This is a genomic window from Bordetella sp. N (assembly GCF_001433395.1).
Taxonomy (GTDB): Bacteria; Pseudomonadota; Gammaproteobacteria; order Burkholderiales; family Burkholderiaceae_B; genus Bordetella_C.
The window spans coordinates 2,205,377-2,220,537 of the sequence record NZ_CP013111.1 but is presented as its reverse complement, the minus strand read 5'-3'; the positions used below and the strand labels follow the sequence as shown (position 1 = coordinate 2,220,537).

Below are 15,161 nucleotides of genomic sequence, written 5' to 3'. Positions count from 1 at the left end.
CGGAAGGCGGGGAGGGGGGGCGTTAACGCGGGACTTGCATATTCTGAGGCAAATCGGGCGTTCCTGGCGCGCCAGCCGTGCGTTGGGACCGGGCGTTGAGCAGGGCTTCCTTGGCGGCTTCGGCGCCGCCGGACTCGACCCGATAGAGCCATGCCAATAATTCCGCCACCGCGACGTACAGCTGGGGCGGGATCTGCGCGTCCAGGTTGACCTGCATCAGCAGGCCCACCAGCTCGGGCGATTGGTGTACGTAAAGGCCGTTGTCTTTTGCCGTGCGGATGATGGTGTCGGCCAACGTGCCGTAGCCCTTGGCGACGATCCGTGGCGCGGCGTCCACATCGTTGTAGGACAGGGCGACGGCGACCTGGCGATCGGCGCCGGCGTCCTGCTGCTTGCTGGCGGCGTTCAAAACAATTCCTCGAGGGCCGGCGCGTGCGCGGCCACTGTCAGGTCGGACAGGGTCAGGCCGGCGGCGTGCATGCGTTGCCGCAGTACGCTGCCCGCCTGGGAGATTTCAGCGTCGCTTTCGGGCGCCACGATATTCATGACCAGCTGATCGCCGGCCAGGTTCATGCGGACTTCCACCGTGCCCAGTCGCGGCAGGTTCAGCACCACGCGCGTGGCCCAGCTCTGGCCGGCTTCGACGGGGTTGCCGCCGGGGATGGAGTCGTCCTGTTCGCGGCGCACTTCCCACCACATCGGCGCGCCTTGCCAGGCCGAGCCTTCCCACGCCAGGGTCTGGTTGGCGAAGACTTCAAGCTGTTGGCGCACGACCAGCGCCGCATCCGGATGGATGCCGGGCGGGGTCGACGGCGCCGTGCCCGGCTGCGAGCCGGACCAGGTCACCGCGGTGCCATGGGTGGGCTGGCCGTCGGCCTGCAGGGTCATCGGGGCCGACGTGGTCGGCAGGCCGAAGCGCAAATTGTCGGCCAGCAGCGAGCGATTTTCGCCAGCCGGATTGATGCGCGGCATGACGTCGGGATTCAAACGGGCTTGCGGTTCGCGCGCCAGTTCGGCGGCGTCGCGCTGGCCGAACGCCATGTCGGCCAGGTGCGATTCGTAGAACAGGCCGCTCTGTTGCAGGGTCTGCTTGAGCGCCTGGGCCAATTGCGCAGGTTGCGGGCCGGCGCCGGGCAGCGCGGGCGCGCGTGCCGCCATGGCCGCCAATGCGGAATCGGCCAGGCGGGCGCGGCTGGCGGCCGGGTTGGCGCCGTCGGCGGCGCCATCGGCCGCAGCATCAGCGCCGGTCTCGGCGGCAAGGGCGGCCGTCGTGGCCTGGGCGTGCGCGTCGGCCTTGGCCTGTGCGCCGGCAGCCTGACCGGTCTGGCTCGCCAGGGCAGCAGCGGCGCCGCGGGCGGCGGCATCGCTGCCTGGCGCGCCGGCGGCCGGTGTCTGACCGCGGGTCGCCGCGGCGTCGGGTTGGCTGTCGGAGGGCGTTTCGCCCGCGGCTTCACCCTCGGCCCACAGCGGCGTCTTGCCGGCAAGGGCCGGGGCGGTATCGGGATACTGCGCCAGCAGGGTCAGGATGGTACGAGCGGTCTGCCCCAGGATGGTGGGGGCGGATCCGGTGATGTCGGCGCTGAGAAAACGCGCGCGTGTCGCGGCCGTCAGTTCCGCCTTGTCGACGATATCCTGGATGGCCTTGTTCTGCGGGCCTTGCTGGGCAACCGCGTCGTCCCCACCCGCGCCGACATTGACCGCCGTGCCCGGCGGGTTGACGGCGTCCTGGCGCGTGGTGTCCTTGCCCTGCTGAGCCAGCTGGGTGCCAAGGACTGCGTCCAGTCGCTGAACCAGCAGCGAACTGAGCGCGGTGGGACCGATGCTCATACGGCGCGCGCCTTGAGGCCACCGTAGGCGCGCAGGGCGCCTTGTTGACGCTTCATGCGGCCCAGCAGGTCGCTCATGCGGGCGAGTTCGGGCATGGCCAGATCTCGCGTGTGTGCATCGTTTTCGAGGATCTGAACCAGCATGTCATGCTTCTGGCGGCGTTCGTCATCGTCGAGAGGCTCGACGGTGCCGATGTGGCGGATGCGCTCCACGACTTCGCAATACGCTTGTCCGTGGCTGAGCACGCTGTTCCAGTCTTCCGTTTTCGCCGCGTTGAGCATCGAGGCTGTCACGGAAACGATTTCCCGATAAAGCTCCAGTATTTGCGGGGAATGCGAAGTCATAAGAGACCTTGTGCCGGTCGGCGGCGTAATTCTTACTATTGTGAATAAAACAACTTAAACGGCAGCGGCCGGGCGGTCGACCGAGGTCTGCCAGGCTTCTTGCAGATCGGCCAGCAGGCGGTCGGCCTCGTCCAGGCCCGCCACGTCACCCTTGATGTTCGAGGTGACCAGTTGACGCAGGATGTAGTCGTAAAGGGAATCGAGATTGGCGGCCAGCTTGTCTTCCTGGGGATTGGCCAGTGCTTGCTTCAGGCCTTCGTCCACCAGGCGCATGGCATGGTTGATGGCCTTGCCGCGCTCGGCGACATTGCCTTCTTCCAGGTGGTGTTTGGCCTTGCCGATGGCAACCCGCGCGCCGCTATATAGCAGCGAAATGAGCCGTTCGGGCGAGGCGCTGAGGACCTGGGTCTCCAGACCCACGTCCTTGTAGGAACTGACCGAATAGGTTGCGTCGGGGCGCCGGGATGCGTAAGCCATGATGTATTAGGATTTCGAGTTGCTCAGCGCTTCGAATTGCTGGGTCAGGTAGCTGCTGGTGCTGTTCATCTGCGCGACAAAGGCGTCCAGGGCCACGAACTTGGCGCGCAAGGTGGCGATATCGGCGTCGATACGCGTCTTGGTGCTGTCGTAGTTGTCCTGCAGCGTGTCGTAGGTGGTTTGCAGGCCATCCGTGCGGTTGTCGAGCGTGCCGCCGGTTTGCAGCATCGTCGTGGTCGCGTTGGTGAACTTGGTGCCCAGGCCGCTGGTGCCGAACAACAGGTTCTTGACGTCGTCCGGGTTGTTGACCAGCGCCTCGGTCATCTTGTTGACGTCGATCTTCAGCGTGCCGTTCTTCGCGTCCGTATCCGTGGTGATGCCCAGGTCGGCCAGCGAGGCGATGGTGCCGCCGGTGTTGGTCACGCGCAGGGCTTGCGCCAGCGCGGTCTGGATGGTGCGAATGGTGCTGTCGCCGGTCAGGACGGAACCGGTGTCGGTGGTCGTGTCGAACGCGGTGGCGGTGGAGATCAGCGACGCCACGGTGTTGTAGGCCGTGACGAAAGACTGGATCGCGGTGGCCTGGGCCGTCGTGTCGGTGGTGATGCGCAGCGAATCGGGAGCGGTGGTCACCTTGCTCAGGGTCAAGGTGACGCCGTCGATGGCCGAGTCGACCGTGTTGGTGGGGCTGGTGACCGTAATGCCGTTGACCGTGATCGAGGCATCGGTCGCGGCGTCGCCCACGCGCGTCACGGTGGAGCCGGTCGCGCCGGCGCCGTAGTTCAGCTGGCCCGCCAGGGTGGTGTTGCCGGCCACGCTCAGGCTGGACACCGCCGCCTTGGTGCCGGTCGTGCTGGACGTCAGCATCAGGTAGCTGTTGCCGCTGCCGTCGCTGATGATGGACGCCTTGATGCCCAGCTTGCTGTTGCCGTTGATCGCGCTGGCGACGCCGTTGAGCGACGTGTCCGAGCTCAGGTCGACGGAAGCCGAGGTGCCGTCGGCCAGGGTCACGGTCAGCGTGCCGCCGGTGCCGTTGGCCAGCGTGCGGCTGGTGAAGGCGCCCGTGCTCAGCGTTTCGGACGTGGCCAGCGAATTGACCTGGATGCTGTAGTTGGCGGAGACGGCGCTGGATTTCGCCGTGGCGGTGAAGCCTTCACCGGTCACCACGGCCTTGGCCGCGTTGTACGTGTCGGCGCTGGTCAGGGCCTTGGCGGCTGTCTGCAGCGACTCGATCGCGCTCTGGATCGTCCCGTAGGCGGTGATCTTGCTCTGGATTTCGCTTTGCTGGGTCTGGATATTGGTAAGCGCGACCTCAGCATTCTCTTGCAGGCTGTCCAGGATATCTTGCAGCGGCAGGTTCGAGCCCGATCCCAACGAGGATACGGAGGCGGTGCTGCTGCTGGAAGTCGAGGTAGTGGTGACCATGCGGAGAATCCTTCTTTAGATGCATATTCTGGCAAATCCCGGGCAAGACGTATGCGCCGGGAAATGGGCATAACTCGGTCCTGTTTGGGGCTTTCGTGCCCGCTTCGGCAAAAGCGCTGGCCCCAGGCGGACTTACGGTAGAGCGCTCAGGCGGTTGTCCTGATGGCGGAGCCCTGGAAATCGGTAATCATCTTGGCGATCTGCAGCACGGTTTCGCTGGGGATGGTCTTGATGGTGTCCCCACTTTTCGTGTCCTTGATCGAGACGACCACGCGCTGCGTGTCCTCGTCGATGGAAAACGACATCTCCGTGGACCAGGCTTCCATCTGCTCATTGAGCTTGTCGAGCGCCTTGTCGATGGGCAATTTGCTGGCGCCCTGTTCCGACGTGGACGAATCCGACTGGCCGTTTTTGGCGGCGGCGCCGGTGGGCAGGATCGACACGCTCGCGTCGACAGGAACGACAGGAGAGGGGACTTGCGCGGGTACTGCCGTGGTGTGTTGCACGGGCAGGGCCGAAGTACCGATAGGGCTGACAGCCATAAAGACTCCACTTACGCTGCGTCGTCGACGCGTTAATCTGGTTTTCCGTCTGCATAACGGCAGACTGAATCGGAACTTTAGGGGGGACGCATCGCGGCATTTTTCAACACACTAGGGGTTTTCCCAAGCTGATGGCTGCTAAAATCCGCCTGCGCTGGATTTCGACGACTTCTTTATTGCAGCCGTTCGAGTCTTCGCGCTGTTTCGCGCCACCTCCTGGCTTCTCTGCTGTCCCCCATTTGCTGCCTCGCATGTCGCCGATCTCCAAACCGGATTCCTCCAGTTCCCTGGCCCAATGGCTGGCTTATCTTGAAGCGCTGCATCCCAAGGCCATAGAGCTGGGCCTGGGGCGCTCCCGCGAAGTGGCCGAACGCATGGCCCTGTCGCTGGATTGCGTGAAGATCGTCGTCGGCGGCACCAACGGCAAGGGGTCCACCTGTGCCATGCTGGAAGCCATCCTGCTGGCAGCCGGCTACAAGGTGGGGCTGTACACCTCGCCCCACCTGATCGATTTCAACGAGCGCGCACGGGTCAATGGCGAGATCGCCAGCGACGCGGCCCTGATTGAGCAGTTCGTGGCGGTCGAAGCCGCGCGCGGCGACACGTCGCTGACCTATTTCGAATTCACCACGCTGGCCATCCTGCGGCTGTTCGCCACGTTCCCCGGCGCGGGCCTGGATGTGGTGGTGCTGGAAGTCGGCCTGGGCGGCCGTCTGGATACGGTCAATATCGTCGATGCCGATTGCGCCATCGTCACCAGCGTGGACCTGGATCATACGGACCTGCTGGGCGATACGCGGGAAAAGATAGGCTACGAAAAAGCCCATATCTATCGCGCGGGCCGGCCGGCCATCTGCGCGGACCCGGTGCCGCCGCAATCACTGCTGGATCATGCGGCCACCATCGGCGCCGATCTGTGGCTGTTCGGCCGCGACTACAACTACTCCGGCGATCGCCAGCAGTGGAATTACGGCGGGCGCGAGCAGCGCCGCGGCGCCCTGGGCTACCCCGCGCTGCGCGGCGCCAACCAGTTGCTCAACGCCGCCGCGGCGCTGGCTGCCCTGGAATCCCTGCGCGAGCGCCTGCCGGTGCCGCAACAGGCCGTGCGGCTGGGCCTGCTGCAGGCCACCTTGCCGGGCCGTTTCCAGATCCTGCCCGGCCAGCCCACCGTCATCCTGGACGTCGGCCACAATCCGCACGCCGCCGCCGTGCTGGCGCAGAACATCGACAACATGGGTTTCCATCCCTACACCTTTGCCGTGTTCGGCCTGCTGGGCGACAAGGACGTCGGCGGTGTGGTGGCCAAGCTCGCGGGCCGTTTCGATCACTGGTATTGCGCCGGCCTGCCGGGGCCGCGCGGCGGTTCGGGTGACGCCTTGGCCGAGCAGGTGCGCACGGCGCTGCCCGCGCCCGCCAAGGGTGACGAAGCCGCCGGCGTTTCAGCCTGCGCCGACCCCGTCGAAGCCTATGCCCAGGCGCGCGCCCGGGCAGGCGAGGGTGATAGAATCGTCGTGTTTGGATCCTTCCTGACCGTGGCTGCCGTGCTTCAGTCCCTGGGCCGGAAATCCTAGTCCGGCAAAGCCTTGAAAAAAGCCTTGTCGCCTCGAAATACACCTCAGTTCCGCACGCTGTGCGCGCCGACTGCAAGGAATTAGCTCTTCATGGGTTTGTTTACACGGAAAGACCCCGCCCCCGACGCTTCCGCGGGCAAGCCACGTCCATCCGTATCCAGCGAAGCGCAAGCCGCTCAACTGCGGGGACGTGCGCGTCGCCGGTTGGCGGGCGCGGTCGCTTTGGTGCTGGCGGCTGTCATCATTCTGCCCATGGTGCTCGACTCCGAGCCCGCTCGCGTCAGCGACGACATCCCCATCAGCATTCCGAATCGCGGCGCGCCTTACCAGCCGCCAGTCAGCGACCCGCAGGCGCCGCCGCAGCAGTCGGCTGATGCCGGCCAGGCAGGCGCCACGCCGCAACCGCCGGCGCCGACCAGCGGCATGCCCAATGGCAGCGTGCCCAACAATGGCGCCCCGGGCACGGGCAACAGCGGGCAGATCGCCGCCGCGCCGCCGGTCAGCGAGCCCACGCCGCCTGCCCGTCAGCCCGCCACGCGTCCCGAGCCGACCCGGCCAGAGACTCGCACAGAGACGCGCCCTGAACATACGCGGCCGGAGCCCACCCGTCCCGAGACCAAGCCGGAACCCAAGCCGACGCCCAAGCCGGAGCCGCAGCAACGCAGCGACGACGGCGCGCGCGCCATGGCCCTGCTGGAAGGCCGTTCCGCCCCGGCACCCGCGCCGGCCAAGCCGGCGGCGGACAGCAAAGGTAATTTCGTGCTGCAGGTTGCCGCGTACACGTCGCAGGCGGACGCCCAGGCGCGCCGCGACAAGCTGCACGCGGCCGGCGTGACCAACGCCTTCCTGCAAGAATTCACGGCCAGTGGCAAACAGCAGTACCGCTTGCGCGTCGGGCCTTTCCCGTCACGCGAAGCGGCCCAGGCGGCCCAGGCCAGATTGCGTACGCTGGGTTATGACAACGGCTTTATTGCTGCACAGTGACCGGCTTCGATTTCGTCTTGCTGGCGATACTGGGCGTCTCGGCCTTGCTGGGGCTCGTACGCGGCTTGCTGAAGGAAGTGCTTTCGCTGCTCGCGTATGGCCTGGCCTTCGTGGCGTCGATCTGGTGGGGGCCGACCGTCTACGGCTGGCTGGCCAGCATGATAGAAACCACGATGCTGCGCATGGGCGTGGCCTATGCGGCGGTTTTCATCGTCGTGCTGTTGCTGGTCGGGCTGGTCAACATGACGTTGGCGGCCCTGATCCGCACCACCGGCCTGACGCCGGCGGATCATGGATTGGGCGCCTTGTTCGGTTTGCTGCGGGGCATGCTGATCGTACTGGTGCTGGTAGCCGTCGCCGGCTATACGCCGCTGCCGCAAGAGCCGTGGTGGCGTGACGCGATGTTTTCTCATGCGGCCACAGAAGCCGTCATACATACCAAAGGCTGGCTGCCGCCGTCGCTGGCGTCATTACTGCCTTATTGAAAGTGCTCAGCAAATACGTACGCGGACAACGCATTCACTGAGCCCATTCGGATCAACAGGAAATTGCCATGTGTGGAATCGTAGGTGTCATGGGGCGCGGCCCCGTCAACCAGTTGCTTTATGACAGCTTGCTGCTGTTGCAGCATCGGGGTCAGGATGCGGCGGGGATCGCCACCGCACAGGGCAATCAGTTCAATATGTACAAGGCGCATGGCCTGGTGCGGGACGTGTTCCGTACCCGCAACATGCGTTCGCTGCCGGGTACCAGCGGCGTCGGCCAGGTGCGCTATCCCACCGCGGGATCGAGCGATTCCGAGGAAGAGGCCCAGCCGTTCTACGTCAACGCGCCGTTCGGCATCATGATGACGCACAACGGCAACCTGACCAACTGGCGCGAGCTGCGCGAGTCGCTATTCCGTGTCGACCGTCGCCACATCAACACCAACTCCGATTCGGAAGTGCTGTTGAACGTGCTGGCCCACGAGCTGCAATCCGCCGCCAACGGCGTGTCGCTGGACGATGACGCGATCTTCCGCGCCGTCGGCGCCGTGCATCGTCGCGTCAAGGGCGCATATGCCGTGATCGCGCAGATCGCCGGCTACGGCCTGCTGGGCTTCCGCGATCCGAACGGCATTCGTCCCTTGTGCCTGGGCCGCATGGAAACCGACGAAGGCGACGAGTGGATGCTGGCGTCGGAATCGGTGGCGCTGGAAGGCAGCGGCTTCAGCTTCGTGCGCGATATCGCGCCCGGCGAGGCCGTGTTCGTCGACCTGGACGGCCGCATCGTCAGCCGCCAGTGCTCGGAAAACGCGCAACTGGTGCCGTGTATCTTCGAATACGTGTACTTCGCCCGTCCCGACTCGCTGATGGACGGCGTGTCGGTCTACGATGCGCGCCTGCGCATGGGTGAATACCTGGCCGACAATGTCGCGCGCAGGCTGCGCCTGGGTGACATCGACGTGGTCATGCCCATTCCCGATTCCTCGCGTCCGGCGGCCATGCAGCTGGCGGCCCGCCTGAACCTGGACTACCGCGAAGGTCTGATCAAGAACCGCTACGTGGGCCGCACCTTCATCATGCCGGGCCAGGCGGTGCGCAAGAAGTCCGTGCGCCAGAAGCTCAATGCCATCGGCATGGAATTCAAGGGCAAGAACGTGCTGCTGGTGGACGACTCCATCGTGCGTGGCACCACCAGCCGTGAAATCGTCGACATGGCCCGCGCGGCCGGCGCCAACAAGGTGTATTTCGCCTCCGCGGCGCCTCCGGTGCGTTTCCCCAATGTGTACGGCATCGACATGCCGACGCAGAAGGAACTGATCGCCACCGGCCGTACCGACGAGGAAATCGCCCGGACCATCGGCGCCGACGCGCTGGTCTACCAGGACCTGCACGATATGCAGCAGGCGGTGCGTGACCTGAACCCGGCGATGGCCCGTTTCGAAGCGTCCTGCTTCGACGGCCAGTACGTCACCGGCGACATCACGCCCGAGTACCTGGAGCGCCTGGGCCAAAGCCGCAATCAGGATGAAAATCAGGAAAGCGGTGGCCTGCAGTTCAATATGGGCTACGCCGCCAACGACGCCTGATTCTTTGATTCAGGTAAAAAACGGGACACCCATCGCAAGACGGGTGTCCCGTTTGTTTTATGCGCGCCGCCGCGCGCGGGGGTGTCAGGCGCGCTTGAGCAGCGCCGCCAGCGACAGCAATGCCAGCACCACGAACAGGGCCAGGCTCCACAGGGCGTATTCGACGCCCAGCACCTTGACCACGGCTTCCGCGCACGTGGCATAGGCGCCGAAGACCTGGGGCACCGCGGTGTCCAGCCCCAGGCTGGCCACGAAGCGGTCGGCGAAGGTCTGGGCGCAGGACAGCAGCTTGGACGCCACCGTGTACTGGTAGTAAGCGGCCCACACGCCGCAGGCCGCCAGACCCAGGCCCAGCAGGGCGCCCAGGCGGCGCAGCACGCCACCGCCAAGGGCGGTCAGCAGGCACACCACCCCCACGGCCAGGTAAATCAGACGTTGCAGCACGCAGTAGGCGCAGGGCTGCATGTCGAACACGTATTGCGAGATCAAGGCGACGCCGACGGCGGCGAAGGACAGCAGGGCAATCAGGAGCAGCAAACGTCGATTTGAGGCAAACATGGGGTTCCTACGATGGATGGCGCCGAAGGGCAATGCCATGAGAGAGGTTTAATGCGCCCGGAGTTCCAGCAGCGTGCCAAGCAGCAGCTCGTGGACGCCGTCCCAGACGATCTGCACGCCCAGGCACAGCAGAATGAAAGCGGACAGGCGCATGAAGACACTGGTCCCGCTTTCGCCCAGCCGATAGAGGAATTGCGCGGCGAAACGCAGGCAGATATACAGGATGAACGATACCAGCAAGACGCCGGGCAGGGAGCCCGCCAGCCGTACCAGGCTGGCCAGATGATTCTGGTCGCGCAGTTGCGCGCCTATGGTGATGGCCGCCGCGATCGAGCCGGGTCCGCAGCTGATGGGAAACGTCAGGGGATAGAAGGCGCGCGCCTTGGCCATCTCCGGCGTAAAGGACTCGGCCATGCGGGCCGCGCGGCCCGCGCCGCCGTCGGTCGAGTTGACCAGCCGCCAGGCACTGGCCACCACCAGCATGCCGCCGCCCACCCGCACGATGGCCAGTGACAGGCCGAAGAACGACAGCAGCACGTTGCCGGCCACCATGGCCACGGTCACCATCAGGCACACGTTGATGGCCACGCGCTTGGCCAGCGCCAGGCGCGTGGCGCTGGACGCGCCTTCAGTGAGGGTCCAGAAGATGGGTGCGACGGAAGGGGGATTGAGGATGGGCAGCAGGGTCGCCAGCGCGAACAGGAAGCTGCGGCTGAAAATCAGCACGTATTCGTTCGTCAACATGGGTGGGCCGGCTTCCTCATGGAAACCCAGGATTGTAAGCGGCCAGGGCCTGCCATGGATGGGCAGGCCCGCTGTGCTGATCCGTCTATTTTGCGTCTATTTGTCGCAACATTCAGGCGGCTGCCTTGTTGGCGTTCTCGCCGGACAGGGCTTCCAGGATGTCGCGCTCGAACTGCATCTGCTGGCGCGGCCGCTCCAGCGACGCGCCTTCCAGAATGAAGACGTCTTCGACGCGGTCGCCCAGGGTCATCACCTTGGCCATCTGCAGGTTCACGGCATGGCGCGCGAAAACCCGGGCCAGGGCGTGCAGCAGGCCGGAGCGGTCGGTGGCCGTCACTTGCAGGCGCCACGACTTGCTGCGCTCGTCGGGCTGCAGTTCGACCTGCGGCGGCACCGGGAACATGCGTGACATGCGTGACAGGCGTGAACGGCCATAGACGGCGCCTTGCGTCGTGGGCGCCTGCGCGGCCGTGCGGGCGTCGCGCAGCTTCTGGGACAGCTCGTGTTCCACCAGCGTGGCCTGGGCGCGCAGGTCCTGCTGGCCCTCCGGCAGCAGCACGATGAAGCTGTCCAGCGCGTAGCCGTGCCGGGTGGTGTGGATGCGCGCGTCCTGGATGCTCAGGGATCTGGCGTCGAAGAAGCCGCAGATCACCATGAACAGGTCCGGCACGTCACGGGTGTAGACCATCACCTGCAGGCCTTCGCCCTGTTCGGTGGGGCGCGCCTTGACCACGGCGTCCGCGGGCGCGGGACGATGGTAGAGGTGGCGCGTATGCCAGGCGATGTCGGAAGCGTCGTGGCGCAGGAAATAGGCCACATCCAGCTGTTTCCAGAATGATTCGCGGGCGTCGTCGCGCAAGCCCACCAGGCGCGTCAGGCGCGCGGCCTCGGACTTGCGGTCGTTGAGTACGGTGTGGGCGTCGGCCTGGCCGCCGCCCAGGGCGCGCAGGGTCAGGCGATACAGGTCTTCCAGCAGCTTGCCTTTCCAGGCGTTCCAGACTTTCGGGCTGGTGCCGCGTATGTCGGCGACGGTCAGCAGGTAAAGGGCGGTCAGATGGCGCTCGTCCTTCACCGCGGCGGCGAAATCGCGGATCACGTCCGGGTCGGACAAATCGCGTTTTTGCGCCACGGTCGACATCAACAGATGCTGGCGCACCAGGAACTCGACCAGCTCGGCGTCGGCCGGCGCCAGCCCGTGGTCGTGGGCGAAGCGGCGCACTTCGCGCGCGCCCAGTTCGGAGTGGTCGCCGCCGCGGCCTTTGGCGATGTCGTGGAAGAGGGCGGCGACGTACAGCAGCCAGTGGTCGTTCAGTTCGGATGCTAGCTGGCTGGCCAGCGGATACTCCTGCGCGTGCTCCGGCATCGTGAAGCGGCGCACGTTGCGGATCACCTGCAGCGTGTGCTGGTCCACTGTGTAGACGTGGAACAGGTCATGTTGCATCTGCCCGACGATGCGGCGGAATACCGGCAGATAGCGCGGCAGGATGTTCAGCATCGTCATGCGTCGCAACTCGTGCACGATGCCCGTCGGTTGCTGCAGGATCTGCAGGAACAGCTTGCGGTTGACCGGGTTGCGGCGGAACTGCGCGTCGATGCGGTCGCGTGCATGCCAGATGGCGCGCAAGGTGCGCGCCGACATGCCCTTCAGGTGCTGGTGCTGCTGCATCGTCAGGAAGGCGCGCAGCAGCAGGGTCGGATTGCGCTCGAAGGCGTCGTCGCGAATGATGTCCAGGCGGCCATGCAGGCTGCGGAAGTCATCGTCGATGGCGCGGGCGTCTTCGGCGGGGCGCGGGAACAGCCGCTCCTCGATGTTCTGCACCAGGATGGTGTTGAGCTGGGTCACCAGGCGTGCCGCCCAGTAATAACGCTGCATCAGCAGCTCGCCGGCGCGTCGCGTGGCGGTGGCCTTGATGCCATAAACCTCGGCCAGGGCGGGTTGCAGGTCGAACAGCACGCGGTCTTCGCGGCGTTTGGCCAGCAGGTGCAATTCGATCCGCAGGCGTTTGAACGCCTGCTCGGCCTTGCGCAGGTCGCGCGCCTCGGAGTCGGTCAGCAGGCCGGCCTTGGCAACCTCGCGCCAGCTCTCGCCGAAGCCGGCGGCCCGCGCCATCCACAGGATCACCTGCAGGTCGCGCAGGCCGCCAGGCGATTCCTTGCAGTTCGGTTCCAGGGCGTAGGGCGTGTCCTGGTAGCGCGCGTGGCGCTGCTGCATTTCGCTGCGCTTGGCGCGGAAGAAGGCATCGGGATCCAGGCAGGCATGCATGGCCGTGTCGAACTGCTTCATCAGCGCCCGGCTGCCGGCCAGCCAGCGCGACTCCAGCAGCGCGGTCTCGACCGTGATGTCGGCCAGGGCTTCCCGTTCGCAGTCCTTGATGGTGCGCACGCTGTGGCCCGGCTCCATGCCCAGGTCCCACAGTGCCGCCACCAGCTGGCCGATGGCGCTTTCGTCCGCTTCGGACGGCGCGTGGGGCAGCAGGATCAGCAGGTCGACGTCGGAATAGGGGTAGAGCTCCCCGCGGCCGTAGCCGCCCACCGCGGCCAGCGCGGCGCCGTGGGGCAGGGGGCACTGCTTGACCAGCTCGCGCAGCGTATGGTCGGTGATGCGGCGCAACTCGTGCAGCAGCGTGTCGGGCCGTTCATGCGCGCGGAAGGCTTCGATGGCCTTGTGGCGGCTTGCACGCATGCGCTCGCGTAGCGCGGGAAGGTCCGTGGCGGTCATGGCGAGGTCCGGCTGCGACGTAGGCACAAGAGGGCGTTCAAAAATGTGAGGGGCCGCAGGGCCGCCCGGCGGCCCCACGGACAGCGCGATCAGGCGGCCGGGGCGGCTACCGTCTCGGTAATAAAGGCCGGCGGCGCCGGCATCTCCGGCGACACGGTCAGCACTTCGTAGCCGGTTTCGGTGACCAGCACGGTGTGTTCCCATTGCGCGGACAGGCTGTGGTCGCGCGTCACCACGGTCCAGCCGTCGGACAGCTGGCGGATTTCGCGGCGCCCGGCGTTGATCATGGGCTCGATGGTGAAGATCATTCCCGGCACCAGTTTCACGCCGGTGCCCGGCTTGCCGTAGTGCAGCACCTGGGGATCTTCGTGGAAGCGCCGGCCCACGCCGTGGCCGCAGAATTCGCGCACCACCGAGTAGCCCTTGCCTTCGGCATACTTCTGGATGGCATTGCCGATATCGCCCAGGGTGGCGCCACCGCGCACCTGCTGGATGCCCAGCCACATGCATTCGTAGGTGGTTTCGGTCAGGCGGCGGGCCAGGACGGACGGTTCGCCCACGTAATACATGCGGCTGGTGTCGCCGTACCAGCCATCCTTGATGATGGTGACGTCGATATTGACCACGTCCCCGCTTTTCAGCACCTTGTCGCCGGGAATGCCGTGGCAGACCTGATGGTTCACCGACGTACAGATGGCGCCGGGGAAGGGCGGATATCCGGGGGGCGCGTAGCCCACGGTGGCCGATTTGGCCTGCAGCGTGTTGGTGACGTAATCGAGCGCCAGGCGATCGAGTTCGCCCGTGGTGACGCCCGGTTTAACAAACGGGGTCAGATAATCGAGTACGCGTGCGGCGCCCTGGCAGGCCAGGCGCATTTTGTCCAGATCGGCGGGGTCGGTGACTATGCCCATGTATTAGCTTGAGTTCGGTGTGCGAAAAATAGTAGAATTATAGGCTTACCCAAAAAAGCACGGGTAAGAGTGAAGTGAAATGGCAGTAAACCCTAGAAGTGAAATCGCGTACTGCCGCCACCCAGGGTGTCGTCGCGAGGCAGGTCCGGCAAATCCAGACGCCGGGCGCCCGCAACGATACAGGCGCAGTACAAGACCCAAACCCTCGGAGAGAACATTATGTCCCTCATGCGCGAAATGCTGGAAGCCGGTGTCCACTTTGGTCACCAAACCCGTTACTGGAACCCCAAGATGTCGCAGTACATCTTCGGCCATCGTAACAAGATTCACATCATCAACCTGGAACAGACGGTCGCCAAGTACCAGGAAGCCACCAAGTTCGTGAAGCAGCTGGCTGCTCGCGGCGGCAACATCCTGTTCGTCGGCACCAAGCGCGCTGCCCGTGAAATCGTCGCCGGCGAAGCCGCGCGGGCCGGCCAGCCCTACGTCGATGCCCGTTGGCTCGGCGGCATGCTGACCAACTTCAAGACGGTCAAGACCTCGATCAAGCGCCTGAAGGACATGGAAGTCGTCGTCGCCGAAGGCGGCGCCGAGCGTATGATCAAGAAGGAAGGCCTGCTGTTCCAACGCGAACTGGACAAGCTGAACAAGTCGATCGGCGGCATCAAGGACATGAACGGTCTGCCCGACGCTCTGTTCGTCATCGACGTCGGCTACCACAAGATCGCCATCGCCGAAGCGCGCACGCTGGGTATCCCGGTCGTGGCCGTGGTTGATACCAACCACTCGCCCGACGGTATCGACTACGTCATCCCCGGCAACGACGACTCGGCCAAGGCCATCGCGCTGTACGCCAAGGGTATCGCTGACGCCGTGCTGGAAGGCCGCGAACAGAACCTGAACGGCGTGGTTGAAGGCGCCGGTGAAGAAGGTCAGGAAGAATTCGTGGAAGTGCAGGACGGCCAGGCGTAATACGCCGGTTGTTCAATAC

General features: G+C 65.4%; 15 protein-coding genes. 5 read left to right on the top strand and 10 right to left on the bottom strand.

Features of this window, described 5'->3' with window-relative positions:
* Positions 1 to 22: 22 nt before the first annotated feature.
* From ASB57_RS09545 to ASB57_RS09520, 6 genes are all read right to left on the bottom strand, one after another.
* Complete coding sequence (locus ASB57_RS09545; protein WP_082621492.1) at positions 23 to 409, bottom strand: EscU/YscU/HrcU family type III secretion system export apparatus switch protein; 387 nt, start codon at positions 407 to 409, stop codon at positions 23 to 25.
* Positions 406 to 1,827 carry a flagellar hook-length control protein FliK gene (locus ASB57_RS09540; RefSeq protein WP_057652016.1) on the bottom strand — a complete coding sequence of 474 codons (1,422 nt, stop codon included), beginning with the start codon at positions 1,825 to 1,827 and terminating at the stop codon, positions 406 to 408. The genes ASB57_RS09545 and ASB57_RS09540 overlap by 4 nt, the downstream gene beginning before the upstream one ends.
* The gene (locus ASB57_RS09535; protein ID WP_057652015.1) at positions 1,824 to 2,171 is read right to left on the bottom strand and encodes a flagellar protein FliT; all 348 of its coding nucleotides are present in this window, start codon (positions 2,169 to 2,171) and stop codon (positions 1,824 to 1,826) included. Before ASB57_RS09535 ends, ASB57_RS09540 begins: the two co-directional genes overlap by 4 nt.
* A 54-nt stretch (positions 2,172 to 2,225) precedes the next feature.
* Positions 2,226 to 2,648: a flagellar export chaperone FliS gene (gene fliS / locus ASB57_RS09530; RefSeq protein ID WP_057652014.1), complete on the bottom strand. Its 423-nt coding sequence runs from the start codon at positions 2,646 to 2,648 to the stop codon at positions 2,226 to 2,228.
* A gap of 6 nt (positions 2,649 to 2,654) precedes the next feature.
* Positions 2,655 to 4,070 carry a flagellar filament capping protein FliD gene (fliD, locus tag ASB57_RS09525; RefSeq protein WP_057652013.1) on the bottom strand — a complete coding sequence of 472 codons (1,416 nt, stop codon included), beginning with the start codon at positions 4,068 to 4,070 and terminating at the stop codon, positions 2,655 to 2,657.
* 146 nt (positions 4,071 to 4,216) lie between these two features.
* A complete protein-coding gene (locus ASB57_RS09520; protein WP_057652012.1) occupies positions 4,217 to 4,612 on the bottom strand; it encodes a flagellar protein FlaG in 396 nt (131 codons plus the stop codon).
* 251 nt (positions 4,613 to 4,863) lie between these two features.
* Between ASB57_RS09520 and folC the strand changes: the two genes are divergently transcribed.
* The 4 genes from folC to purF all read left to right on the top strand — a co-directional run bounded on the left by folC (position 4,864) and on the right by purF (position 9,238).
* Positions 4,864 to 6,183, top strand: a complete 1,320-nt coding sequence (folC, locus tag ASB57_RS09515; RefSeq protein WP_057652011.1) for a bifunctional tetrahydrofolate synthase/dihydrofolate synthase — start codon at positions 4,864 to 4,866, stop codon at positions 6,181 to 6,183.
* Positions 6,184 to 6,273: 90 nt separating this feature from the next.
* Positions 6,274 to 7,167, top strand: a complete 894-nt coding sequence (locus tag ASB57_RS09510; RefSeq protein WP_057652010.1) for an SPOR domain-containing protein — start codon at positions 6,274 to 6,276, stop codon at positions 7,165 to 7,167.
* The gene (locus ASB57_RS09505) at positions 7,164 to 7,652 is read left to right on the top strand and encodes a CvpA family protein (RefSeq protein ID WP_057652009.1); all 489 of its coding nucleotides are present in this window, start codon (positions 7,164 to 7,166) and stop codon (positions 7,650 to 7,652) included. The genes ASB57_RS09510 and ASB57_RS09505 overlap by 4 nt, the downstream gene beginning before the upstream one ends.
* Before the next feature lie 68 nt (positions 7,653 to 7,720).
* Positions 7,721 to 9,238, top strand: coding sequence for an amidophosphoribosyltransferase (gene purF / locus ASB57_RS09500; RefSeq protein WP_057652008.1), 1,518 nt, complete (start codon positions 7,721 to 7,723; stop codon positions 9,236 to 9,238).
* An 84-nt stretch (positions 9,239 to 9,322) separates the two neighbouring features.
* On the opposite strand, the gene ASB57_RS09495 is transcribed toward purF, so the two are convergent.
* From ASB57_RS09495 to map, 4 genes are all read right to left on the bottom strand, one after another.
* Positions 9,323 to 9,796, bottom strand: coding sequence for a disulfide bond formation protein B (locus ASB57_RS09495; RefSeq protein WP_057652007.1), 474 nt, complete (start codon positions 9,794 to 9,796; stop codon positions 9,323 to 9,325).
* A 48-nt stretch (positions 9,797 to 9,844) separates the two neighbouring features.
* On the bottom strand, positions 9,845 to 10,540 hold the full coding sequence (locus ASB57_RS09490) for a MarC family protein (protein ID WP_057652006.1): 696 nt from the start codon (positions 10,538 to 10,540) through the stop codon (positions 9,845 to 9,847).
* A gap of 112 nt (positions 10,541 to 10,652) precedes the next feature.
* On the bottom strand, positions 10,653 to 13,259 hold the full coding sequence (locus ASB57_RS09485; protein ID WP_057652005.1) for a [protein-PII] uridylyltransferase: 2,607 nt from the start codon (positions 13,257 to 13,259) through the stop codon (positions 10,653 to 10,655).
* An 89-nt stretch (positions 13,260 to 13,348) separates the two neighbouring features.
* Positions 13,349 to 14,170 carry a type I methionyl aminopeptidase gene (gene map / locus ASB57_RS09480; RefSeq protein WP_057652004.1) on the bottom strand — a complete coding sequence of 274 codons (822 nt, stop codon included), beginning with the start codon at positions 14,168 to 14,170 and terminating at the stop codon, positions 13,349 to 13,351.
* A 219-nt stretch (positions 14,171 to 14,389) separates the two neighbouring features.
* On the opposite strand from map, the gene rpsB reads away from it, so the two are divergent.
* Complete coding sequence (rpsB, locus tag ASB57_RS09475; RefSeq protein WP_057652003.1) at positions 14,390 to 15,142, top strand: 30S ribosomal protein S2; 753 nt, start codon at positions 14,390 to 14,392, stop codon at positions 15,140 to 15,142.
* Positions 15,143 to 15,161: the final 19 nt, after the last annotated feature.

What these genes read in the sequence shown, in the direction of transcription:
- ASB57_RS09495 (WP_057652007.1), bottom strand. Translation starts at nt 9,796, where the DNA reads ATGTTTGCCTCAAATCGACGTTTGCTGCTCCTGATTGCCCTGCTGTCC.
- folC (WP_057652011.1), top strand. Translation starts at nt 4,864, where the DNA reads ATGTCGCCGATCTCCAAACCGGATTCCTCCAGTTCCCTGGCCCAATGG.
- ASB57_RS09520 (WP_057652012.1), bottom strand. Translation starts at nt 4,612, where the DNA reads ATGGCTGTCAGCCCTATCGGTACTTCGGCCCTGCCCGTGCAACACACC.
- ASB57_RS09535 (WP_057652015.1), bottom strand. Translation starts at nt 2,171, where the DNA reads ATGACTTCGCATTCCCCGCAAATACTGGAGCTTTATCGGGAAATCGTT.
- map (WP_057652004.1), bottom strand. Translation starts at nt 14,170, where the DNA reads ATGGGCATAGTCACCGACCCCGCCGATCTGGACAAAATGCGCCTGGCC.
- ASB57_RS09510 (WP_057652010.1), top strand. Translation starts at nt 6,274, where the DNA reads ATGGGTTTGTTTACACGGAAAGACCCCGCCCCCGACGCTTCCGCGGGC.
- fliD (WP_057652013.1), bottom strand. Translation starts at nt 4,070, where the DNA reads ATGGTCACCACTACCTCGACTTCCAGCAGCAGCACCGCCTCCGTATCC.
- ASB57_RS09485 (WP_057652005.1), bottom strand. Translation starts at nt 13,259, where the DNA reads ATGACCGCCACGGACCTTCCCGCGCTACGCGAGCGCATGCGTGCAAGC.
- ASB57_RS09490 (WP_057652006.1), bottom strand. Translation starts at nt 10,540, where the DNA reads ATGTTGACGAACGAATACGTGCTGATTTTCAGCCGCAGCTTCCTGTTC.
- ASB57_RS09540 (WP_057652016.1), bottom strand. Translation starts at nt 1,827, where the DNA reads ATGAGCATCGGTCCCACCGCGCTCAGTTCGCTGCTGGTTCAGCGACTG.
- fliS (WP_057652014.1), bottom strand. Translation starts at nt 2,648, where the DNA reads ATGGCTTACGCATCCCGGCGCCCCGACGCAACCTATTCGGTCAGTTCC.
- rpsB (WP_057652003.1), top strand. Translation starts at nt 14,390, where the DNA reads ATGTCCCTCATGCGCGAAATGCTGGAAGCCGGTGTCCACTTTGGTCAC.
- purF (WP_057652008.1), top strand. Translation starts at nt 7,721, where the DNA reads ATGTGTGGAATCGTAGGTGTCATGGGGCGCGGCCCCGTCAACCAGTTG.